We start from the raw sequence: 22674 nt of genomic DNA on the forward strand, positions 1-22674 counted from the left end.
CGAAACTATGTCCGAACAACAAAAGTCTGTGATTATCATTGGTGCTGGTATGTCTGGTCTTGGTACCGCTGCTTATAGCCAAATGAATGGCTATCAATGCACCGTCTTCGAACTGCATGAAACGCCGGGAGGGTGTTGCACCTCTTGGCAACGAAAAGAATACACTTTCGATTGGTGTATCAGCTGGTTAAACGGCACGGGAACCAACAACGAAATGGCAACCATCTGGGATGAGCTAGGCTGCCTTGAAAACGTGCCTATTTACAACACTGAGATATTTAACTCAGTCGTCACGGCTAACGGCGAAAAGATCCGCTTTTATGTGGATCCAGACAAGTTAGAGTCCACCCTGATTGAGCGCTTTCCTGAAGATAGCAAACTAATCATTGAATTGTGTGGACATATCCGAAAACTACGCAAGTGTATGCCGTATTTCCCTTTTCTTAAAAGTGGTGGCTTGATGACATGGTGGGAAAAAAGCAAAATGATGTGGCAATTGCTACCCTATATGCGCACCTTTATGAAAACGCTTGCTGTCACTATGGAAGACTTTTCTAAGCGCTTTTCAAACCCCACGCTTGCGGAAGCACTCAACTGGATTATTTTTGACCGCCATAGCGAGCTACGATTAATGCCCTTTGTCTTTAATTTAGCTTGTGCTGCAAACCAAAATGCAGGAGTGCCTAGTATTGGTTCATTAGGCCTTGCAAAGCGATTGGCAAATCGGGCAAAAGAACTAGGGACAAACATTCATTATAAAAGTAAAGTCGAGCACATTCTCACCGACAATAACCGCGCGGTTGGTGTGCAATTAGCCGATGGCTCTGTCCATTACGCTGATTATGTTGTCGCCAGTTGTGATAGTTACAAACTCACTCGTAAGATGTTGCAAAATCGCTACCCTCACCCTGTGCTGGATAAGCTTTTCACAAAGCTAGAAGAAGATGCAAACAGCGTGGTATTTCCGGGCTGTGTTGCGGTATTTATTGCGGTAAATGCAGACTATTCAGACCATGACCCTTATACCTCTTACTTATTACCCGAATCGATTTCGCACCAACTGGTCGGTAATTATCATAGTGGGGTTGGTGTGCAAATCCGCAATACGCTATATCCAGATCATGCACCAAGTGGCAAGTCAGTTCTTTACGTCACTTATTTATCAAAAAGTGACGTATGGCAAGCGATGGAGCAAAGCGTCGTGCAATCTACCTCTTCAGGGCAAAGTCGTAATCCATATACACGTAAACGCCGTTCACCCGAATATAAGCAAGCAAAGAAAAAAGTGGGTCAGGCGATAGTCGAGTTCCTTAACCAATATTTTGAAGGCCTTACAGATAAAGTTGAGTTTATAGATGTTGTAACGCCATTAACCAGTGAACGTTATACCGAGAACCACAATGGGACCGTTTTAGCTTGGCACCCTTTTGCGCCACTGACAGAAGAATTAGAGAATTACCAAATCAAGCATGGTCCTACTTTCCCGAATCTAGACAACTTTTATTATACGGGGCAATGGAGCACATTTAGCGGCGTAACACACTCAACGGCAAGTGGCCGCTATGTTGCACAATACCTTTGTCGACAAGATAAAAAACCATTTAGGGTTTGTTATCCAGAACAGCAAAACACAAAGCAGCACATCACCAATGAGGCAGACAATTATGCCTAGTCCACTCAAAAGCCAACTTCGTAGGTTTTGTGCTATTACTTGCTACCCTTTGATCGTTTTGATCCTTATTGGTTACAGTATCTTTGTCTTACAACAAGACATTGACCTTGGATTAGCAGCATTCTCTAGTGTGCTTATCATCATTGCCTATTTTATTATCATGGAAAGACTAAACCCGTTTAAAACACAATGGCATCCCAGTAAAAAGGAATGGAGCAGAGATGGCTTGTGCTTTATTCTCGTCATCGTATACGGGGCGTTTAGCGAGACACTAGTGCGAGTAATTGCACTCCAGATCGCCCCCATCGAAAATACTATGAGTTTGGCACAAAATGCCATTCTAGCCATTCTCGTCGGCTCGTTTATCGGCTACTGGTTACATAGGTTAGAACATCGTCACCTGTTTCTTTGGAGCTTTCATGGGATCCATCATCGGCCTAACAAAGTTACGGTAAGTAATAACTCTGTCGTTCACTTTCTGGAAGTATTGTTAAGCGCGCTAGTTATACAGACTACATTTCTATTGCTTGGTTTCTCAGCCGAAGGAATGTTCATTGCCGGTCAATTTACTGCTCTGCACGGATATTTCATTCATGCCAATGTAAACGTTCGTATGGGATGGCTAAACTACATCGTGGCAACACCAGAGCTCCATCGTTTCCATCATAGCGTAGAATTGAAAGAGGCTGGAAATTTTGGTTCTGATTTGAGTATTTGGGATCAGTTATTCGGAAGTTTCTTTTACCGCCCAGATAGTAGTCCAATTCAAGTTGGAGTTACTAAGCCATATTTATTTCCAAGTGCCTTTGAGGTTGCTAAAGGTATTCTTCATCCATTTCGATGGTTCATCAGTAAACGTGGAAATAGACCAAGATACACCAAATCAACTCCGCTACCTCAAGAATATGACATCGAGTCACGTTCCACTCCCTCAACAGTAGATATTAGGAAAAGGTAGCTGCATGAAAGATCTAACTCAAGGTTCCTTACCTAAGCATCTAGTAGCTATGGCGCTACCCATGTCAATTGGGATGTTTGTGCAAACACTTTATGTGCTTACCGATCTCTATTTTGTTTCAGACTTGGGCAGTGCTCCAGTCGCAGCGCTCAGTTTAATTGGCAATATCATGTTTTTGATTTTCGCCGTCAGCCAGATTTTGAATGTCGGAACCGCAACATTAGTTGCACATGCGGTAGGAGAAAAGGATCAGTCCAGCGCCAATCTTGTATTTAACCAAGCACTATTCGCTTCCGTGGTACTTGGTACCATCTTGCTACTAACTGGTATCTATGGCATCAAATCTTATCTGCACATCACCAGCGAAGATCCCGCCACCACAGAGGCAGCATTAAGCTACTCATACTGGTTTTTACCCTGTTTAGTGCTGCAGTTTATTATGACTACAATCGGTGCTGCACTGAGAGGAACTGGTGTTGTAAAGCCAATGATGATCGCGCAAATCGGCTCTCTTATTATTAATATTATTCTGTCGCCCATCTTAATCTCGGGATGGCTATTCGGAATAGAAATGGGCATTGCAGGTGCGGGGCTGGCCAGTTCCATTTCTGTTGTGATAGCCGTGCTGTCACTTTGGTTTTATCTCTATCACGACAAACGTTATTTAGTGCTTGATAGCCAGTTATTTTTATCGTTTCATCGTCACACCATAAAAAGGCTATTTTCAGTGGGTTTCCCAGCAGGTGCAGAACTTATTCTGATGTTTGTTTATATGTCGACAACATTTTGGGTATTAAAAGATTTTGGCACCGATGTACAAGCCGGATTTGGAATTGGCTCGAAAGTGATCCAAGCTCTGTTTTTGCCCGTGATGGCCGTCGCATTTTCACTGCCTGCAATAGCAGGACAAAATTACGGCGCAGGGAACTTCAAACGATTTAGACAGGCATTCTATTGGTCACTGTTCGCGACTTGTAGCTTGATGTTGGGAGTTTCCTTACTCGCAGCACACTTAGGCGCTCAACTCGCCATGCCATTTTCAGAAAACCCGCAAGTCATCGAACACACTCGTTACTTTCTATATATCGTCGCTTGGAGCTTTATCGCAACGGGGGTTATTTTCACTTGCTCGGGATTGTTTCAAGCCTCAGGTAATACGTGGCCACCACTTTACAGTAACACCACGAGACTATTTACCTTTGTACTACCAATCATCTGGTTAGTAAAACAACAACAACTTACAATTACGGAACTGTGGTATATCACGGTGTTAAGTGTGGTAGTCCAAGCCCTCGTGAGCCTTACGTTTGTGGCTTTCTCGCTACGCACGACCTACAAACTGCCAGCCACTTTCACAGCAACTAAAAAGAACCTATTGAGTTAACAATGAGCCAAGTCGCATTACAAACATGTAGAGATTGCATAGATTCAAAATGGCTAGTTTTATTAAATAGGCCTAACACTATTGGTAAACAACTCATTTGCTTTCCTTTTGCTGGCGCAGATGCAGCTGTTTACCAAAATTGGGCAGAAAAACTACCAAAGGATGTCGCTTTATATGCACTCCAAGCCCCTGGGCGAAAGGAGCGGAGTCATGAAGCTGCCATTGATAATATTCATACCTTGATCGGCGCAATAGCACCTATTTTGAGCGAGGCAACACCACTGCCTAGCGTTTTTTACGGTCATAGCAATGGCGCTTATATTGCGTATGAGCTTGCCCTAGCACTTCAACATAGTAGCTGTAATATCGTTAAACACCTGTTTATTGCAGCAAGGAAGGCACCGCAATATGCGATAAGAAAATCCCCCTACCATACTCTTGACGATAAGAAGTTCATCGACTCGGTAAATTTAATGGGCGGTTTACCACCGGCTTTGCTCAATGATATCGAACTGCAACAACTGATGCTGCCAACGTTAAAAGCGGATTTTAAGCTGGGAGAGACCTATCAATACGACTCGGCTTGTAAACTCGACGTGCCTGCAACCGTGTTATATGGTACTCGGGATAAAGCAGCAACAGGGACGGATATGCAACATTGGGAAAGCTGCTTTAAACAAGGTATCGCGCCTAAAGCAATACCTGGTCGGCACTTTTTTATGCAGGACTCCTCGGCTTTGGTGCTAAAAGAAATCAACGCGGTGTTAGAAACACTGAGCCCCTTATAGTTGGGGCTCTTTGGTTACTTCAATTTGCCTAATGGCCAATCCTTGAATTTCTATTACTTTAAACTTAAAGCCATCAACTTCTAACGCCTCTCCTTCGACAGGAAAATGCTTTAGCCTGTGGATCACAAAACCGGCTAAGGTTTCTATGGCTTCAATCGGTTCAAACTCGTACTCAATCACCGAAGCTTGAAAGTCCTTAATCGACATATCACCCTGCACTAGCCATCGGGTGTTATCCTTTTGTCTAAATTGGGCTTCTATTGCTTGGTCGTCTTTCAGTGCAATTAAATTCAAGATACTGGATAACGTTACCATCCCAACCACTGTTGAGAATTCATTGATCACCACCGCACAGTTGCTTTCATGACTTTTCAGCCCATCTAGCGCATCGGAAAGGCTTAGAGTATCAAGTAAAATGACCGGCTTATGGAATTCTTGTTGTTGACCATCCAGTAACGGCTTTTTAGCCAAAATATTACTAAGCAGTTGTTTGGCTTCAGGTGCAGCTATCACTTTGTCGAGCGAGCCGTCACACAGCAAATATTGTTGAAAACTGTGCGCTTGAATTAACGTGCTCAGGTTTTCTTCTGATTCTTGAATGTCTAACCACACGATTGCATCGCGATTGATCATCGCTTGGGTAATATTAGTCTGGTTAAGGTCGAGCACATTGCCAATGATATTGTACTCATGCTCGCACAGCTCACCCTGCTCAGCACTTTGATCAACCACCGCATAAATATCATCACGGGTTACCTGTTCGTCACGTTCATTTGGTAAATTGAATAGCTTTATTATCCAATCAGCGAACACGTTAAATAGCCAGATAATAGGCTTAAAAATCCATACACTGGCAAGCATAAGATGGATAAATCGCATCGCGATAGTTTCTGGGATAACCATAGCTATTCGCTTTGGCAATAAATCAGCAAACAGTACAAATAACGATGTGATCAGTAAAAACGACACCACTGTGGATATTTGCAATAACATCGAGGCATGAGCCGCAACATCGGCAAACATAAAACTAGCAACCCAGTTTAGTAGTTGTAATACATAAGGAGTAAACACCGACTCGCCTATCATACCCGCAACAATTGCCAAGGCATTGAGTACCACCTGTACCGCAGCAAAAAACTGATGTGCATTAGCCTGCAAATACAATACTTTCTTGGCTCTAACGTCACCAAGATCAAATAAGGTTTGTAATTTAACTTTGCGTGCCGCTGCCAATGATATTTCACACAGCGCGAAAACTGCACTCAAGCTAATGAGTAACAACACCCAAAAAAAGTCCACAGATACACCTAAAAAAGAAAGCGAGAATTCGACGCGATGTATACGCCTATTTTATGACTTTAGCAATGTAATTCGCGTCAAATAATTAAATGTTTGTCGCCTATCTCGTACTGTTCGCGACGAATAAAAAAGTACGTCAAGGAAGGAAAATGACAAAATTGATACACTCTCTCACATTAGCGCTATGATATGCTTGTCAACGGCATGTTCAACCTATCATGAGATCACTACGAGGCGTGTAAAGCACAATTGCTATTAAGTTAAGTCCAAGAGCACCAAGCGAGATAAGAGCCAAATCGCAAGTTTATGGTTTTAAATCCGGCCGCGCTTCTGCAAAGCTTGTTGGTGACAAATACGACAATGGCGAGCTCAACTTTACGCACTTCGGAAAATTGAGTTATCTGCTCGCAATTAATTTCGATGTTAAGAGGAGCCTCTTTGAAAAAGCATCTAAAGCGGTTACAACACCTTTAAAAAAACAGCCAAAGGTGCTTTTTCCTCCTTGCCATCTCTGTTATCGCCACTATATTTCTTGGTAAATATAGGTGCTTCAAGCACTAAATGATAAAGAAATAGTACAACGTCATAATGCACTACTGTGCTTTTTTATCAGAGACGCTTTCATAATATGTTGAGGGCCAGCAGGACCACCGAGGTATTTTTCATTTGTGTCTTCAAATCCACCTTTTAGGTAACAGGTAATCGCCGCTGGGTTTCTACAATTTACGGTTAAATATATTGACTCAAACTCTGGATAACTTGCCTGCGCATAGGGGACCAATGTACTCGCGGCTAATGTCCCTAGACCCTGACCTTGTCGCTGGCTATCTATGACAAATGCTCTTAAACCTAAACCGCTTTTTGGGCAAAACGAATATGTGTTCGAATATGCAATATCAAACTTAAAATATCCGATAATTTCATCAGCCACCTTTATGACATGCAAATGGGTGGTCTCACTTTGATCTTCTAAAAATGATTCAGCGGTACCGGCAAATTGAATTTGCTCCTCCGCAAGGTGTACTCGTTTCACTGCCTCTACATGAGTTGCGGTGAATGGCGCTAAGGTCAGCATGACTAAATCCTTCGTTGTCTAAGAGTTATACCATAACATAATACTCTCATTCGTTCCCAATAAGTTTACGGGCAATAAAACCTGTCTTTACTCCCTTATTTAAACTAAAGCTGCCCGCACCTAAATTAGCAACACCAAACAAAACAGACATAGAATATGTATACAGTGCATGAGAATTACTTTTGCGTATTTTAAATGGCAGATCAAATTTGAGGAGGAAATAACCAAAGTACCACTTTGAAAAGTTAACAAGTAAACACGCTCTCTTAATGCACAAAAGTAACTTCGACTTAAATTTATCTCTGGCTCCGGAGCAAAAGGTAACTTTAGGCGTAATGCCTAAAGCGCCTCTCTCGCTTTAAAATCAAGTACTTGGGCATTGATACAATAGCGGTCTTGACCTTTTGGCCCTTCATTTTTAAATACATGACCTAAATGAATACCACTGCTTTTTGAGCGTATTTCAGTTCTCACCATTCCGTGGCTTAAATCTTTGTGATAGGTCACGCTGTCTTTTACTGGGTGGGTAAACGACAGCCACCCAGTGCCTGAGTTAAATCTATCTCGGGTGTCAAAAAGAACCTTGCCGCTTAATTTATCGATAAATACGCCATCTGGTGTGTTTTTAAAGATATCATACTGCTTGCAAAATGGTCTTTCTGTGCCTTTTTGAAAGGCAATGTCAAAAGCTTCTGATCGACCCAGCTTAAAAGCACCAAGTGCCTTGTAAAACTCTTCTCTCGCCATAAAACCTTGAAAGCCTAGAGACTCAACACCATTTTCAATAAATAAGATCGTTGGCGTCGCCCAAGTCGCTGTTTTTATCATTAGTCCCTCGAGTTGATCTGCATAGCGAAAATGCAGTGGAATATCACCTTGATAGTCGTTTAACACCTCTTTTTTTAGCTTCTCGCAATAAGGGCAATAGCTTTTAGCATCAACAATCACTATATGCTTACCTTGGGCTAGCATAGTGTTATCTGTTTTATCTTTCGCAACCTTATCAAAGGTCACTCCCGTGCTGTGATCTGGGCAGTATCCCTTGGGATTCTTGGTTAGGTAGTTTTGATGATACTCTTCCGCTGGATAAAATTTTCTAAGCGGCTTAATCTTGGTTTGAATGTCGCCATAGCCTTGCTCAGATAATAAATGTTGATACTGCGCTTTTAATGTGTGGGCCTTGTCACTTTGTTGATCGTCAGTATAGAGAATGATCGAACGATACTGCGTTCCAACGTCATTACCCTGCCGATTTTTTTGGGTTGGATCATGACTTTCAAAGTAGTACTTTAGCAGCGCATCGGTGGTGATAAGATTTGCGTTGTAAGTTACCTTTACCACCTCCGCATAGTTGTCTTCATCAAAGCGTCGGCTCGATTTAATGATTTCTCTATAACTTGGCTTAAACCCTTTACCGTCGGCATAGCCAGATTCAGCATCTATCACGCCCGTCATTTTTTCATAACGCTTTTCAGGACCCCAGAAACAACCGGAGCCCAACACTAACGTTTTAATATGGTTACTTGCGCCATCAACTTTAGGCTTTGGCATATCTGTCCCCGCGAGCGCCGATACACCCAAACCTAACATCATGATAAACCCTATCGATGCGGCCACCTGTAATGTTCTCATCACTACCCTCTCAATGCTGTATGTCACAACTAAGTATGACTATCACTTCATACTTATTGAACTTAATATGATTTACTGCGTATTAAATGAGACCGCTAAAGGTTAATTATCATTTCATCTAAAGTCGTTCATGATAGTGAAGTAGGCTGTCTGCAAAATAAAGGAATGGGTGTGAGTAAAATAAGTGAGAATCTCTATCAAAAGCTAACCAATGATGACGAAGCGCGTGCCTGTAAAGCGATTGACGATAAGGCGTGTAAAGAAGTTCCCGGTAACTACGTACTTATTTTATTGAGTCAACTATTTAGCAAATTAGGAGATGCCCTACTCAACCCAAAGATCACGCTACCTTGGCTGATGCAATCACTCGGTGCTCCCGCTTATATGATATCGGCTCTGGTCCCCATTCGCGAGTCCGGTTCACTGATCCCACAATTGTTTATTGGCCAGTGGGTGCGTAAGCACGCTAAACGAAAGCACCTTTGGTCTCTCGGCGCACTTACTCAAGCTATTTGTGTACTACTTATGGCACTGCTTGCATGGCAGCAAACTGAAAATCAATTATACGCTTGGTTGGTACTTGGATTACTGGCGATTTTTAGCATCGCCCGCAGCTTAAGTTCCGTGTCGTCAAAAGATGTCATCGGTAAAACTATCCCTAAACAAAAGCGCGGCCAGCTTAGCGGCCAAGCCGCCTCTGTCAGTGGACTTATAACCGTTACATTTGGTGTTGGGCTTTTTATCGCTGCCACTCAAGTAAACAACGTCAACTTTGTGATCACACTGGTACTAGCTGCAATCTTTTGGCTGATTGGTGCGTTAACGTTCTCAAAAATCAAAGAATATGAAGGGGCAACCGAAGGTGGTGAAAGCGGATTAGATAAAATAAAGCAAGATTTAGCACTGTTGAAAACCGATCCAATACTTAAAAAGTTCATTTTAGCCCGTGGATTGCTATTAAGTTCTGCGCTTATTCCGCCCTATTTCACCGTGCTGGCGCAGCAGAATATTGGCAACGGTGCATGGGTGTTGGCAGCTTTGTTAGCGGTATCTGGACTTGCTAGTTTAGTCAGTGGTGCATTTTGGGGTCGCCTTGCCGATCAATCCAGTAAACACGTAATGATTTATGGTGCTACAATCACCGTTGCTATCACTGCTGTACTACTGGCAACTTCTTTATTTTATTCTTCACTGCTAGAAAAAATCTGGTTTATTCCACTTTGCTATTTTGTCATTGCCATCGCTCACCAAGGCGTGCGCGTGGGCCGCAAAACCTACGTGGTCGATATGGCCGAAGGAAACAAACGCACCAGTTACGTCACGCTCAGTAACACAATTATCGGTATTGTACTTTTATTAACAAGTGCACTTGGTGTCGTTGCCTCGGTATTTTCAATTAATGTGTTACTTGCACTCTACATTATGGTCACGATATTAGGCATCGTGCTGACAAGCCGCTTACCTAATGTCACTGAACGGTAAAAGCTGTTACTTCACCGACAAACTGTGTCTAAATTTCTCCAAATGAGGTAAAAACGCCGCAATTTTAGTTATCTGAGGATAAAATTATGTCATTGACTACGCGTTTTTCTGCTTTAGCGCTGGCGGTTGCCAGTATGACTTCTGCAAATGCCGCTGACTTTGAGTTCAATACCAAGCTTGCAGACGCTGATGCACTGGTAATTTTTCAAGCTGGTGAAAACCAAAGTAACCTAAAGTTCCTAGATAAAGACACTCGTAAACAATTGGAGCGCGCAATTGCTGCTGAAGATTTTAAAGGCGCGTATGGCAAAACAGTTGAAGTATTAGCACCTGTAGACTCTGATTATAAGCGTATCTTCATTGTTGGTTTAGGTGACGCAGGCGAACTCAACGCCAGCAAAATGACCAAACTTGGTGGTAACCTACACGCTAAATTCGAAGGTAAAAAGCTGGAGAATGTTGCGGTTGCATTCGAAGACGTTGAGGGAGCGCTTTCAAATGCAGAACTAGCAGCACAATTTGCACACGGTGCAAACCTTCGTGACCACACCTTCGAAGTATACAAAAAAGAGCCAAACACTTTTAACGTAAGCTATCACTTCGACGTTGCCGATAAACAAGCAACACAGGCTCAGTATAAAGCACTACAACACATTCAAGCTGGCGTGTTTTTAGCGCGCGACTTAACCTCTGAAGTCGCAACAGAAATGACTCCAGTAGACTTTGCAAAAGCGGCAAAGGAACTTGAACAATATGGCGTTGAAGTAAAAGTACTAGCACCAGCTGAACTTAAAGAACTTGGCATGGGTGCGCTTGAGGGCGTTGGCCGTGGTAGTGAGCACGGCTCTCGCTTAGTTGTTGCACATTATAAAGGTAACAGCGAGACACCAATTGCCCTGATCGGTAAAGGTATTACTTTCGATTCTGGTGGTTATAGCATCAAAACCGGCGCTTCGATCGCACGCATGAAATCTGACATGGCGGGCGCAGCTGCCGTGCTTGGTACAGTAAAAGCAATGGCGCTAAGCAAAGCAGACGTAAACGTGGTAGCAGTCATGGGTATGGCGGCAAATATGGTGTCTCAGTATGCAATTGCACCGGGTGATGTACTGCGCACTGCAGAAGGTATTAGCGTAGAAGTGGTCAACACAGATGCTGAAGGCCGTTTGGTGCTGTCTGATGCGATGTGGTATGCACGTAAACATTACAGCCCTGAGATCATGATTGACGTCGCGACATTAACGGGCTCTAAAATTCGTGCTGTTGGTAATGAATATTCAGCAATTTTCTCTGAAGATGATAGCTTAATTACAGAATTTACCAACGCAGGTAAGGTTGTGAACGAAAACGTATGGCGTCTACCGCTTGGCTATAAGGACAAACTAAAATCTGACATCGCCGATTTCCAAAACGTAGGTTCAGGTGGTCCTGGTGCAACAACTGCTGCAACTTTCCTACAACAATTTGCAGGTGACACCCGTTGGGTTCATATCGATATTGCCGGTAACGCACTTTCAAGCTCAGCCAAAGACGAAGTACCAACTGGTGGTACAGGCTATGGCGTTCGCCTCTTAAGCGAGTGGCTATTAACTGCTAAATAAATCCTCAGATTTTAAGCCGTGTTTAAACACGGCTTTTTTGTGACTGCAACAAAATGGCAACTGATAGCAATAACTTCGTTTCAATTGCGAGGTGTGTTATAAGAAATATAACGTTTACCAAAGCAACCAATTGTTATTGTCTATGTCCGATGTGAGTTGTTATCTATTAGGTGAGCAAGCAATTGTTGTAAATGCAACATGTTTGCCTGATAGCAAAAGTCCAATTAATCAACGACTGTTCGCCCTCAAGAAATGGCTTGATAGTAGCGGTGATTTTATTGATGTGGTGCCTGCCAAATCTTCCGTTACTGCCTATTTAAAAGACCCCCGTAAAGCCGATCCGTGGCAACATAAAATCCAAGCACATTGGCAAGACCTAGAGGTAGCAGAGGTAAAGCCAACACACCATCATATTGAGGTGTTTTATGGCAAAGAATTCGGACAGGATTTTGAACGCATAGCGGACGAATTACAACTGACACCAAAACAGCTTATCGAGCTACACTCAAGCGTTGATTATCAAGTACAATTTATTGGCTTCTTACCCGGTTTTGCTTACTTGTCAGGGTTACCAGCTGCGCTTCAATTACCCAGAAAATCCACACCAATTACCAAAGTCCCCAAAGGCAGTATTGCCATCGCAGACAGCTACAGTGCAATTTATCCGAGTCAATCTCCCGGTGGCTGGCATTTACTTGGACAAACCAATACTACGCTATTTGACCCAAATTCTGCGTCAGCAAGCTTGCTGCAACCGGGAGATATCGTGCGTTTTGTGGAGAAATCATGCTAGAAGTTATTAAACCTGGGCCACTTTCAACTATTCAAGACATTGGCCGTCAAGGACTTCGCCACTTAGGAGTAAGTCAAGCAGGTGTCATCGACCCTGTTGCGCTTAAACTTGCAAATACACTCTTGTCAAATGACGACGATAATGCAGCTATTGAAGTGACCATTGGCTTATGTGAATTTCACTTCCACGCCCCCACTAACTTTGTTATCACAGGGGCAGATCTCAATGCTGCTTTAAACGATGAAGTGATATACCCTTGCTGGCGCTACAGGGCTAAAGCTGGAGATAAGCTAACATTTAAACAAAACCGCGATGGTTTACGCGCTTATTTGGTGGTCGAAGGTGGATTTACCAACATAGACAAGCTGCTTGGGAGTTATTCAACCGATCTCATGGCAGGCTTTGGGGGTATAAGCGGCCGAGCTCTTAAACAAGGGGACAAGCTGAGCTACACGCCAAGCACTGCCAAGGACGCCGTTGGTGGCCTGCAGCCCAGCTACGAAAAGCTCATTCATTTTATCCCAGGCCCACATCTCGAGTTAATTTCCAAACAGACACTGAGTGTATTAAACGACACCATTTGGAAAGTAAATCCCAGCAGTAATCGTATGGGTATTCGCCTAAGTGGCCATAGTAGCCTAGTGCATGCACATAATATTGCAACCCAAGCTGTCCACCCAGGCGTTATTCAGCTCCCCCCTAGTGGCGAGCCCATTATCCTATTGAATGACTGCCAAACCACAGGCGGTTATCCAATTATTGGTACCATCATTCAAGCCGATATGCGCCACTTGAGCCAATTGGGCGCGGGCGATTGTATCCATTTAAAATCAACATCCCTTATAGATGCAGCAAAGGAATCTCACCGAGTACAGGCGCATCTCAATCAGCTAAGGCTAGCGCTTAAAAATAAAGAACAACAAAATGACTGAGCTAAATCTCCTTCCTCTTTCGGGCATTGCTGTGATTGTTATTGGCTTTGCTCTGAGGTTTAATCCCTTGTTGGTTGTCACCTCGGCAGGTCTAGTTACTGGTTTTGCCGTTGGGATAGACTTTGTCGACTTAATTGCCACCTTTGGCGAAAAGTTTATGAACTCTCGCCAGCTTGCAAGCTTTCTACTTATCTTACCCGTGATTGCGATTTTAGAGCGTTACGGTTTACAGCAACGCGCTAAAGCTTGGGTTGCGGGCATAAAAGGGGCAACCACTTCTCGAATTTTAAGTATGTATTTTGTGGTCCGTGAGTGCTCCGCTGCGCTGGGGTTAATCAATTTAGCGGGCCAAGCGCAAACCGTTAGACCACTGCTTGCTCCGATGGCGATCGGCGCTGCGGCAAACCAATACGGCGACCTGCCACAAGATGTAAAAGACATGATAGGCGCACATGCTGCCGCCTGCGATAACATTGCCGTGTTCTTTGGCGAGGATATTTTTATCGCCTTTGGTGCTGTACTACTGATGGATGCATTTCTAAAAGAAAACGGCATTGCCGGGATTGAACCGCTACATATCGGACTTTGGGCAATACCAACCGCAATTGCCGCGCTCATTGTTCATCTTTTCCGGTTAGCGCGATTTGAGGCAAAAATCCGGGCAGAAATTGCGCGCTGTCAGCAGCAACAAAGCGAAGAAGAGCAAACACCTAGCAATACAAATTCAGCGCTTAAGGAGGAGTCATTATGAGCTTAATGAACACTCCTGACGCGCAATCTAGCTTACTTTCAATTGACAACATCTATTTATTAATTGGCTTTATTGTGATGTTTTTAGTGGTGAAAACGCTACAAGATAAGGCCCATCCTAAGCGCCTCACCACCGCCCTATTTTGGTTTTTATTTGGCTCTGTCTTTATCTTTGGTGATGCTTCTATCGCGTTGATTGGTGACCGAAATACATATTTATGGATTGGCATCAACGTGGTGATCATCGCACTACTTGCAGGTATGAATATGGTTTCCATGGGAAATTACGACATGCCGTGCGAACGAGCTAAAACAGAAGATGCAAATCGGTTTGGTAATAAATTGTTTGTTCCTGCTGTACTTATTCCAATAGTTACCGTTATCTGCACTATCATCTTAAGTGAGATCCAGCTCGGCGATTTTTATCTATTCGATCAGGAACATGTGACGCTTTCAGCACTGACACTCGCTTGCGCCATCGCATTGCTGGTGAGCTGGAAAATAACCAAAGGCAGTCCACTACAAGCACTTTCTGAGTCTCGTCGCTTAGTCGATTCAATAGGGTGGGCAGCAATATTGCCACAGATGTTAGCAATGCTTGGCGGTGTATTTATCGTCGCCAACACAGGCACTGCTATCCAAGACTTAGTGACATTGTTTATTTCGCCAGATAACCGTTTTATGCTCGTTGTACTGTATTGTGTGGGCATGGCACTCTTTACCATGATTATGGGCAATGCTTTTGCCGCATTTCCGGTAATGACGGCGGGTATTGCGCTGCCATTTTTGATCCAGGGGCATGGCGCTGATCCTGCGCCGCTCGTCGCAATTGGCATGTATTCGGGTTATTGCGGAACACTGATGACACCGATGGCCGCTAACTTCAACATAGTGCCAGCGGCACTGTTAGATTTAAAAGATAAATACCAAGTCATTAAAGTGCAAATACCAACCGCTATAACGTTATTGGTGATTAATATTTTTCTTATGTACGGAGTCGTTTTTTAATGTCCAGTTACAGTAAACCTTGTGTCCTCGTTACTGGGTTCACCCCATTTGGTGGTGAGTCCATAAACCCTTCATGGCAATTAGCTCAGCTATTAGAAGGTGAGACCATTGAAGGCCACCTGATCCACACAAAAGAGTTACCTTGTGAATTTGACAAAAGTATTGAGTCTTTAACACAAGCGATAGATAAGTATCACCCAAGCATCGTGATCTGTTTAGGCCAGGCTGGTGGACGCTGTGATATCTCCATCGAACGTATCGCGATTAACATCAACGATGCCAGAATAGCCGACAACGCAGGAAACCAGCCGATAGATACACCAGTCGTTACACACGGACCCGATGCTTACTTTGCCTCTTTACCAATAAAAAGTATGCTAAGTAGTGCGATTCAGGCGGGAGTTCCTGCAAGTATTTCTAATACTGCGGGTACTTACGTGTGCAACCATGTGATGTATGGATTACTGCACTATCTTAGTACACATGACTTAGCGTGCCGTGGTGGCTTTGTGCATATTCCATACTTGCCCTCCCAAGCGGCGCACCACCCTGGTGCACCCAGTATGGACATTGACACCCTAGTTAAAGGAATAAAGATCCTATTAACCAGTGCCATTACACAAAAGCAAGATATTAAGCTTGTCGCTGGAACGACACACTAATAAGAATTGCCCTACAATGGTGCAAGATTGCACCATTGCATATCACAAAAAATTCACATTTTCTCTATTTCATTGTGTGACTTATCAAATTATTTTTGGTAGAACTTAAACTATCTCATGGTAACTATGCTTCCGTGAGCAATAATAATTTGTTGATATTATCAACACATAAATAGGAATGAGGAAATATGTGTTCAATTTTCGGCGTACTTGACATCAAGACCGATCCCCTTGCACTTCGAGAGCAAGCGATCGAAATGTCAAAAAAACTAAGACACCGTGGCCCCGACTGGTCAGGGGTATATTCAAGTGAAAAAGCCATCCTAGTTCATGAACGTTTGGCAATTGTCGGCGTTTCTAGCGGCGCACAACCATTATTTAACCCTGAAAAAACACATATTTTGGCGGTAAATGGTGAAATTTATAATCATAAAGAGCTTGCAAAAGCACTGACCGTTCCATTTGAATTTCAAACAGAGTCAGACTGTGAAGTGATCTTGGCGCTATACAAGCAAAAAGGCCCTGAGTTTTTAGATGATCTCAATGGAATTTTTGCATTTTGTTTGTACGATGAAACGGAAGATGCCTTTTTAATTGGTCGTGATCATATCGGTATCATTCCACTTTACACTGGCCGTGATCAAAGCGGTAACCTCTATGTCGCCAGCGAAATGAAAGCGCTCACACCTATTTGTACACAAATTGAAGAGTTTCCTCCTGGCCATTATTGGTATTCAAAAGAAGGGGGTCCAAGAGAGTATTACCAACGCGACTGGCAAGCGTTTAGTGCTGTAAAAGACAATGAGGCCAGCCCCGAAGCGGTTAAAAATGGGCTAGAAGCCGCAGTAAAACGCCAATTGATGTGCGATGTGCCATATGGCGTGTTGTTGTCTGGTGGTCTCGATTCTTCTGTGATTTCCGCTATCACACAAAAGTTCGCAGCAAAGCGTATCGAAGATGATGATGCTTCCGATGCTTGGTGGCCAAAACTTCACTCATTTTCCATTGGCCTGGAAGGTTCACCCGATCTCGCTGCAGCACAAAAGGTAGCGGATAAAATCGGCACAGTTCACCATCCCATTCACTTTACCGTACAACAAGGGATTGATGCCCTTAAAGAAGTGGTCTATCACCTAGAGACCTACGATGTCACAACCATTCGCGCTTCTACTCCTATGTACCTTATGGCACGCTACATTAAAGCAATGGGCATTAAAATGGTGCTATCCGGTGAAGGGGCCGATGAACTATTTGGCGGCTATTTGTATTTCCACAAAGCACCAAATGCTGAGGAGTTTCACAACGAGCTAAACCGAAAGGTCTCGAAACTGCATATGTTTGATTGCCTACGTGCAAATAAGTCGATGGCAGCTTGGGGGGTTGAAGCACGTGTTCCCTTCTTAGATAAAGAATTTGTCGATATTGCCATGCGTACCAACCCAGACTACAAAATGTGTAAAGATGGCCGTATCGAAAAACACATTATCCGTGAGGCGTTTGATGGCTATTTACCCGATGACGTATTGTGGCGCCAAAAAGAGCAGTTTTCTGATGGCGTAGGCTATAGCTGGATCGATTCACTAAAAGAGTATGTCAGTCAGCAAGTGAGCGACTCGGATCTTGAAAACGCCCACTACCGCTATCCAATCAATACACCGGATAGCAAAGAAGCCTATTATTATCGCACCATTTTTGAGTCGCATTTCCCAGGAGAAGCGGCAGCTAAGTGTGTTCCTCACGGCAAGTCTGTGGCGTGTTCAACACCCGAAGCACTTGCCTGGGACGAGTCCTTCCAGCGCAATGCCGATCCATCAGGTCGCGCAGCAAGCTCACACAACGAAGCGTATAATCAAAAATAAGAAAGTAAAAAAGGGACGCTCGTCCCTTTTTTAAAATTATCAGTTCTTGCGTTAAATAAAACGCTTGATAATAAAGTCGACTTTCACACGCTTGGCCTGACCAAGGAGTTTTTTCACAGGTGCTGGATAATCCCCCAGCGTCTCGAGATCGTCGTGGCTATCGATGCGACGGCAATGTTTTAATATCTCTTGTTTTTCTAACTCGATTTGAGGCAACAGTGCTTTGTCGGGATCTTCTATTAGAATACCATTTTCAATATCTAACCCCCACGCCCTTGGGTTGAGGTTATGACCACTCATTAAATGCGTATCACCATCTTTGCTCACTCCCTTCAAGTGAAACGAGTTGTTGCCATCTTGCCACAGATACACATCCAGCAATCCGGCGTTTATGAAGCGGCGTTGAGACTTGATAAATTTATACAAAATGGTTTCGTACAAATAAGGAAGCGCACCAATTCGGCTAAATGGCTGCTCTGGACTGATATAGAAATCATTTGCCGTTTTATCCCCCACCACTATTGTCACCTTTTTACCTGTTTTCAGTAAACGACGTAATGAGCGAAGTAAAGGAGCCGGAAAATTGAAGTAAGGGGTGTAAAGCACTAACTCTTGTTCTGTGGTATCGAAAAGCGCCTTAATAAGACGGTTTAGCTTATTAGTTCTACGACCAAAACCTAAAAATGGACGAACCGTAAGACCTTCTCGACTGTTCGCCTTTGAAATATCATAACTGGCCTTTTTCAACTGTTTCATCAGCTGTTTTTGCTCAGTACGAATGTCGAATAAAGTAGGTAATGGGCGGATGTCGAGTCTAGGTACTGCGTCAGACGCTATCAGCACATGGTCGGTAAAGTGGCAAAAGCTATCCGCGAGCTGTGCTTGTTTAATCACAAAATAGCGGTCTAGGCGGTATTTTTCATCTTGATGCAAATAGACATTATTTAAACTAGCACCGCTATAAAGCAGGATGTCGTCAATAACAAAGCCTTTTAAATGCAACACACCAAAAAGCTCTTTTGCTTTTACCGGCACACCATACACTTCAACTTGAGTGCCTAGCTGCTCTTTTAAATCACAATATAGCTTGGCGTTGCCTTCTGACTTTTCAGCACCAATCAGGCCACGTTGCGCACGGTGAAAATCAACCAACACTTTTACCGTTAAGTCTGGATTTTGCTGTGCAGCCTCGTGCAATGCGTGCAATATCTCACGACCCGCCTCATCATCTTGTAAATAAAGTGCGGTGATATAAATACGCGTTTTTGCCTGTGAGATCAGTTGTAAAAGTGTCTGATGATATTGCTTAGCATCAGTTAACACCTCACAATCTTGTGCACTTAACCCGAAGCCTGGGGTATTCTGCCAAAATGCCATATGTACCTTTTCAATTAGGCTATCAACTCTTGATAGCAAAACAAAATTCTCTAAAACATATCAAAAAAAAAACCTGAGGTCATGAAATACTGCTGTTTTTTGCTAGTCCCGAACAAGATTGCTCAATCTGTAGTCGATTTAAAACAAAACAGTACAAATTTTTTGACAACTTGCCAATTTATACCAAATCAGATTACGGTTTTTTATTTACTTCCCTATTGAATTACATAGAATCGAACAAACTTTTGCTTAATAGCATTTTTTAGAATTTAGTTAGGAAAATTACATGAGCGATGCAAAACACTGCAAACTGTTGATTTTAGGTTCGGGTCCTGCGGGTTACACTGCCGCGGTATACGCAGCACGGGCAAATTTAAACCCAGTACTAATCACAGGTATGCAGCAAGGTGGTCAGCTGACTACAACTACTGAAGTCGAGAACTGGCCTGGTGATGCACATGGTTTAACGGGTCCAGCTCTTATGGACCGTATGAAAGAGCATGCAGAGCGCTTTGAAACTGAAATCATTTTCGATCACATCAACAAAGTTGACGTGACGAAGCGCCCTTTCACACTCACTGGCGATCAAGGCACTTATACTTGTGATGCGTTAATCATCGCAACAGGTGCATCTGCTAAATACCTTGGTCTTGAGTCTGAAACAGCGTTCCAAGGCCGTGGCGTATCTGCTTGTGCAACTTGTGATGGATTCTTCTATCGTGGTCAAAAGGTTGCGGTTGTTGGTGGTGGTAATACCGCGGTTGAAGAAGCACTTTACCTATCAAATATCGCTGAAGAAGTACATGTTATTCACCGCCGCGATTCTTTCCGTAGTGAGAAAATTCTTGCCGATCGCTTAATGGATAAAGCGGCGAACGGTAACGTAGTATTACACCTAAATCACACACTAGATGAAGTACTAGGTGATGAGATGGGTGTTACTGGTATTCGTATCAAAGATGCTGATTCAGAAGCGACAGAGCAGCTTGATCTTGCTGGTGTTTTCATCGCGATTGGTCACAAACCAAACACAGATATGTTTGAGGGCCAGCTAGAGATGAAAGATGGTTATTTGGTAGTGCAATCAGGCCTCAATGGTAATGCAACACAGACTAGTGTTGAAGGTGTATTTGCAGCTGGTGATGTGTCTGACCACATTTACCGTCAAGCAATTACCTCAGCAGGTACAGGCTGTATGGCAGCACTAGATGCAGAGCGCTTCTTAGACAGCCAAAAATAATAGATAAATGGGTCGGTCTAGACTGGCCCTCTTCCCTCCTTGCCTTAATTTGCTATATTGAAATAAATAACAATCTTGTAGTTTGTTCAATGATCCAACAACTGTTCCATCTCGCCCGCGATGACTTTCGCTTTCCGCCAAATCACTATGCCTTGTCTGAACCAGATGGACTGCTTGCCATTGGCGGGTGTTTACAGGTAAAACGACTGAAAAACGCTTATGCCAATGGGATCTTTCCTTGGTTTAATGAAGGTGAGCCAATCATGTGGTGGAGCCCAAGCGAACGCGGGATCTTGGAGCTTCAAGATTTTCATTGTGGTAAAACGCTAAGAAAAGCCCAACGCAAACTCAGTCCGACCGTCACAATCAATACCGCCTTTTCACAAGTGATTCAAGCTTGTAGAAATCAACGAATGGCCGCTGAAGGAACTTGGATCACGAATGCGATGTTGGCTGCGTATCAGCAAGCACACATTCAGGGATTAGCACATAGTGTGGAGGTATGGGATAAAGGCAACCTCGTTGGCGGGCTCTATGGCATCATGCAGTCCGGTGTATTTTGTGGTGAATCTATGTTCCACACCTTACCTAATACGTCCAAAATGGCGATGTGGGCACTGGTTAATTGGCTCAAAGCCCATCAAGCACATTTTATTGATTGCCAACTCGAAAATCCTTATTTAACAAGTTTGGGATTAAAAGTTGTACCAAGGAGCGAGTTTTTGACTAGACTTAGATTGGCGGATCGATTTGAGATCCCATCATCAATGTGGCAGCCTCAGGAGTTGAAAGCTATCTATGAATGAACACTTTCCTTCTAAAATCGGACTGAGCCAACAATTTAGTTGTAGTTATTTACCTGAGCAGAAGGAACAGTTACTGGTTATTCTAGACCCAAATTGTTACAGCCCAGATAGATTTGAACAATTGTTAGCATTAGGGTTTCGCCGCAGTGGAGACCAGATTTATCGTCCGCACTGTCCCGCATGCTCAGCTTGTCAATCAGTAAGAGTATTAACTCAAGAATTTAAACCGAGTAAATCTCAAAAGCGCAAACGTAATAAATTAAAACAAGATTATCAGCTTATTATTAGCCATCAGGAGCGGCCTGAATACTATCCGTTATACGAGAAATATATCAGTCTACGCCACAGCGATGGCTCTATGTACCCACCTAACCGTCTCCAGTACGAAAGCTTCTTATTTTGTCGTTGGATGAACATCGTCTTTATCGAGCTATGGCACAAAGATAAATTAATTGCAGTGGCGGTCACAGATTCAATGCCCTATTCATTGTCTGCTATTTACACCTTTTTCGATCCTGAGTATGAATCACTAAGTATCGGTACTATCATGATCATGGCTCAGTTAGAACAGGCGGCGAAACAGAATAAACCCTATTTGTACTTGGGTTATCAAATCGACGAATGTAAAAAAATGCGTTACAAAACCCAATTTGTTCCAGCACAAAAGTTAGTTAAAGATATTTGGCAAGATATTGATCCCGCTCCCCCGCAATCTTGTGGTTAGTGCTTAGTATTCCTGCATGCTTAAGCTCAAATGCAGGAATACTTCTCCTTTTACACCCTTATTATCCCGTTGCATGGACAAAAAACATGCGTTACTAGCAGACTTTCCTATGCTAGAATAGCGCCCTTGCCTAGTAATATGGCTCCAGATTTTGAGATGCGTTAGGAATAGAAGCGAAAAACTTTAGTAAAACTGGCTGAATAAACGACCAAATTAACAAAAAATCAGCTTGTAACTTTACTTATTCCCCGCTTTTGGGCAAAATCTGCATCGTTTAATTTAACCAAGAGGTGATACGCTACACATGGCGAAAGAAGACGTAATTGAAATGCAAGGCACGGTCCTTGACACGCTACCAAACACAATGTTCCGTGTTGAACTAGAAAATGGTCACGTGGTTGTTGCACATATTTCTGGAAAAATGCGCAAAAACTACATCCGTATTTTGACTGGTGACAAAGTTACTGTTGAAATGACGCCTTACGACCTATCAAAGGGACGTATTGTCTTCCGTGCTCGTTAATCTGCGTGTGTAGATTTATACTAAGTTGATGCCGTAAACTCGTTGATACCCAAGCGACTTCAACATACTGATGTTACTTAGGTATACCAAGTTCACTCAAGCAATTAGT

At 43.2% G+C, this 22674-nt stretch carries 20 protein-coding genes; 16 read left to right on the top strand and 4 right to left on the bottom strand.

The window, feature by feature from the left end; translation table 11 throughout:
- Positions 1 to 7: 7 nt before the first annotated feature.
- Genes ABMY45_RS18330 through ABMY45_RS18345 form a run of 4 tightly spaced genes read left to right on the top strand, consistent with a single transcriptional unit; the run spans position 8 to position 4802 of the window.
- Positions 8 to 1672 carry an NAD(P)/FAD-dependent oxidoreductase gene (locus ABMY45_RS18330; protein ID WP_349289314.1) on the top strand — a complete coding sequence of 555 codons (1665 nt, stop codon included), beginning with the start codon at positions 8 to 10 and terminating at the stop codon, positions 1670 to 1672.
- Positions 1665 to 2630, top strand: coding sequence for a sterol desaturase family protein (locus ABMY45_RS18335; RefSeq protein WP_349289315.1), 966 nt, complete (start codon positions 1665 to 1667; stop codon positions 2628 to 2630). The genes ABMY45_RS18330 and ABMY45_RS18335 overlap by 8 nt, the downstream gene beginning before the upstream one ends.
- A 4-nt stretch (positions 2631 to 2634) precedes the next feature.
- Positions 2635 to 4014, top strand: a complete 1380-nt coding sequence (locus ABMY45_RS18340; RefSeq protein WP_349289316.1) for an MATE family efflux transporter — start codon at positions 2635 to 2637, stop codon at positions 4012 to 4014.
- A gap of 2 nt (positions 4015 to 4016) precedes the next feature.
- Positions 4017 to 4802 (top strand): thioesterase domain-containing protein, encoded by a 786-nt coding sequence (locus tag ABMY45_RS18345; protein ID WP_349289317.1) that lies wholly within the window; start codon positions 4017 to 4019, stop codon positions 4800 to 4802.
- Here the strand turns inward: ABMY45_RS18345 and ABMY45_RS18350 are convergent.
- From ABMY45_RS18350 to msrA, 3 genes are all read right to left on the bottom strand, one after another.
- Complete coding sequence (locus ABMY45_RS18350; protein ID WP_069022505.1) at positions 4797 to 6101, bottom strand: hemolysin family protein; 1305 nt, start codon at positions 6099 to 6101, stop codon at positions 4797 to 4799. The two genes, ABMY45_RS18345 and ABMY45_RS18350, sit on opposite strands and share 6 nt — an antisense overlap.
- A gap of 583 nt (positions 6102 to 6684) precedes the next feature.
- The gene (locus tag ABMY45_RS18355) at positions 6685 to 7176 is read right to left on the bottom strand and encodes a GNAT family N-acetyltransferase (protein WP_010604901.1); all 492 of its coding nucleotides are present in this window, start codon (positions 7174 to 7176) and stop codon (positions 6685 to 6687) included.
- 339 nt (positions 7177 to 7515) lie between these two features.
- Positions 7516 to 8769: a peptide-methionine (S)-S-oxide reductase MsrA gene (gene msrA / locus ABMY45_RS18360; protein ID WP_349289323.1), complete on the bottom strand. Its 1254-nt coding sequence runs from the start codon at positions 8767 to 8769 to the stop codon at positions 7516 to 7518.
- 204 nt (positions 8770 to 8973) lie between these two features.
- Here msrA and ABMY45_RS18365 point away from each other — a divergent pair, with 204 nt between their 5' ends.
- The 8 genes from ABMY45_RS18365 (at position 8974) to asnB (ending at position 17895) form a co-directional block, all read left to right on the top strand.
- Positions 8974 to 10290 (top strand): MFS transporter, encoded by a 1317-nt coding sequence (locus ABMY45_RS18365; protein ID WP_010604904.1) that lies wholly within the window; start codon positions 8974 to 8976, stop codon positions 10288 to 10290.
- A gap of 86 nt (positions 10291 to 10376) precedes the next feature.
- Complete coding sequence (locus ABMY45_RS18370) at positions 10377 to 11891, top strand: leucyl aminopeptidase (protein ID WP_349289318.1); 1515 nt, start codon at positions 10377 to 10379, stop codon at positions 11889 to 11891.
- Between the two features lie 142 nt (positions 11892 to 12033).
- Positions 12034 to 12684 carry a 5-oxoprolinase subunit PxpB gene (pxpB, locus tag ABMY45_RS18375; protein ID WP_010604906.1) on the top strand — a complete coding sequence of 217 codons (651 nt, stop codon included), beginning with the start codon at positions 12034 to 12036 and terminating at the stop codon, positions 12682 to 12684.
- Positions 12678 to 13616, top strand: coding sequence for a biotin-dependent carboxyltransferase family protein (locus tag ABMY45_RS18380; RefSeq protein ID WP_174168787.1), 939 nt, complete (start codon positions 12678 to 12680; stop codon positions 13614 to 13616). The genes pxpB and ABMY45_RS18380 overlap by 7 nt, the downstream gene beginning before the upstream one ends.
- Positions 13609 to 14367, top strand: a complete 759-nt coding sequence (locus ABMY45_RS18385) for a DUF969 domain-containing protein (protein WP_010372454.1) — start codon at positions 13609 to 13611, stop codon at positions 14365 to 14367. Before ABMY45_RS18380 ends, ABMY45_RS18385 begins: the two co-directional genes overlap by 8 nt.
- Positions 14364 to 15374, top strand: coding sequence for a DUF979 domain-containing protein (locus tag ABMY45_RS18390; protein ID WP_349289319.1), 1011 nt, complete (start codon positions 14364 to 14366; stop codon positions 15372 to 15374). The genes ABMY45_RS18385 and ABMY45_RS18390 overlap by 4 nt, the downstream gene beginning before the upstream one ends.
- Positions 15374 to 16036, top strand: a complete 663-nt coding sequence (pcp, locus tag ABMY45_RS18395) for a pyroglutamyl-peptidase I (protein ID WP_206473153.1) — start codon at positions 15374 to 15376, stop codon at positions 16034 to 16036. The genes ABMY45_RS18390 and pcp overlap by 1 nt, the downstream gene beginning before the upstream one ends.
- A gap of 188 nt (positions 16037 to 16224) precedes the next feature.
- Positions 16225 to 17895, top strand: a complete 1671-nt coding sequence (gene asnB, locus ABMY45_RS18400; protein ID WP_045988083.1) for an asparagine synthase B — start codon at positions 16225 to 16227, stop codon at positions 17893 to 17895.
- A 51-nt stretch (positions 17896 to 17946) separates the two neighbouring features.
- On the opposite strand, the gene pssA is transcribed toward asnB, so the two are convergent.
- Positions 17947 to 19272, bottom strand: a complete 1326-nt coding sequence (gene pssA / locus ABMY45_RS18405; RefSeq protein ID WP_349289320.1) for a CDP-diacylglycerol--serine O-phosphatidyltransferase — start codon at positions 19270 to 19272, stop codon at positions 17947 to 17949.
- A gap of 286 nt (positions 19273 to 19558) precedes the next feature.
- Between pssA and trxB the strand changes: the two genes are divergently transcribed.
- The 4 genes from trxB (at position 19559) to infA (ending at position 22565) form a co-directional block, all read left to right on the top strand.
- Complete coding sequence (trxB, locus tag ABMY45_RS18410) at positions 19559 to 20512, top strand: thioredoxin-disulfide reductase (RefSeq protein ID WP_349289321.1); 954 nt, start codon at positions 19559 to 19561, stop codon at positions 20510 to 20512.
- A gap of 89 nt (positions 20513 to 20601) precedes the next feature.
- Positions 20602 to 21318, top strand: a complete 717-nt coding sequence (gene aat / locus ABMY45_RS18415) for a leucyl/phenylalanyl-tRNA--protein transferase (RefSeq protein WP_010604913.1) — start codon at positions 20602 to 20604, stop codon at positions 21316 to 21318.
- Positions 21311 to 22042 carry an arginyltransferase gene (locus ABMY45_RS18420; protein ID WP_010604914.1) on the top strand — a complete coding sequence of 244 codons (732 nt, stop codon included), beginning with the start codon at positions 21311 to 21313 and terminating at the stop codon, positions 22040 to 22042. Before aat ends, ABMY45_RS18420 begins: the two co-directional genes overlap by 8 nt.
- 304 nt (positions 22043 to 22346) lie before the next feature.
- Entirely contained in the window at positions 22347 to 22565 is a 219-nt protein-coding gene (gene infA / locus ABMY45_RS18425; protein ID WP_002962494.1) for a translation initiation factor IF-1, read from the top strand.
- Positions 22566 to 22674 lie beyond the last annotated feature (109 nt).

It is taken from the genome of Pseudoalteromonas sp. XMcav11-Q (genome assembly GCF_040104525.1).
GTDB lineage: Bacteria > Pseudomonadota > Gammaproteobacteria > Enterobacterales > Alteromonadaceae > Pseudoalteromonas.

Bases quoted from the DNA above. Each gene is read 5' to 3' on its own strand.
- ABMY45_RS18345 (WP_349289317.1), top strand. From the start codon at position 4,017: ATGAGCCAAGTCGCATTACAAACATGTAGAGATTGCATAGATTCAAAA.
- ABMY45_RS18385 (WP_010372454.1), top strand. From the start codon at position 13,609: ATGACTGAGCTAAATCTCCTTCCTCTTTCGGGCATTGCTGTGATTGTT.
- ABMY45_RS18355 (WP_010604901.1), bottom strand. From the start codon at position 7,176: ATGCTGACCTTAGCGCCATTCACCGCAACTCATGTAGAGGCAGTGAAA.
- aat (WP_010604913.1), top strand. From the start codon at position 20,602: ATGATCCAACAACTGTTCCATCTCGCCCGCGATGACTTTCGCTTTCCG.
- ABMY45_RS18370 (WP_349289318.1), top strand. From the start codon at position 10,377: ATGTCATTGACTACGCGTTTTTCTGCTTTAGCGCTGGCGGTTGCCAGT.
- ABMY45_RS18420 (WP_010604914.1), top strand. From the start codon at position 21,311: ATGAATGAACACTTTCCTTCTAAAATCGGACTGAGCCAACAATTTAGT.
- infA (WP_002962494.1), top strand. From the start codon at position 22,347: ATGGCGAAAGAAGACGTAATTGAAATGCAAGGCACGGTCCTTGACACG.
- ABMY45_RS18335 (WP_349289315.1), top strand. From the start codon at position 1,665: ATGCCTAGTCCACTCAAAAGCCAACTTCGTAGGTTTTGTGCTATTACT.
- ABMY45_RS18340 (WP_349289316.1), top strand. From the start codon at position 2,635: ATGAAAGATCTAACTCAAGGTTCCTTACCTAAGCATCTAGTAGCTATG.
- ABMY45_RS18365 (WP_010604904.1), top strand. From the start codon at position 8,974: ATGGGTGTGAGTAAAATAAGTGAGAATCTCTATCAAAAGCTAACCAAT.
- pcp (WP_206473153.1), top strand. From the start codon at position 15,374: ATGTCCAGTTACAGTAAACCTTGTGTCCTCGTTACTGGGTTCACCCCA.
- pssA (WP_349289320.1), bottom strand. From the start codon at position 19,272: ATGGCATTTTGGCAGAATACCCCAGGCTTCGGGTTAAGTGCACAAGAT.
- ABMY45_RS18330 (WP_349289314.1), top strand. From the start codon at position 8: ATGTCCGAACAACAAAAGTCTGTGATTATCATTGGTGCTGGTATGTCT.
- trxB (WP_349289321.1), top strand. From the start codon at position 19,559: ATGAGCGATGCAAAACACTGCAAACTGTTGATTTTAGGTTCGGGTCCT.
- pxpB (WP_010604906.1), top strand. From the start codon at position 12,034: ATGTCCGATGTGAGTTGTTATCTATTAGGTGAGCAAGCAATTGTTGTA.
- ABMY45_RS18390 (WP_349289319.1), top strand. From the start codon at position 14,364: ATGAGCTTAATGAACACTCCTGACGCGCAATCTAGCTTACTTTCAATT.
- msrA (WP_349289323.1), bottom strand. From the start codon at position 8,769: ATGATGTTAGGTTTGGGTGTATCGGCGCTCGCGGGGACAGATATGCCA.
- asnB (WP_045988083.1), top strand. From the start codon at position 16,225: ATGTGTTCAATTTTCGGCGTACTTGACATCAAGACCGATCCCCTTGCA.
- ABMY45_RS18380 (WP_174168787.1), top strand. From the start codon at position 12,678: ATGCTAGAAGTTATTAAACCTGGGCCACTTTCAACTATTCAAGACATT.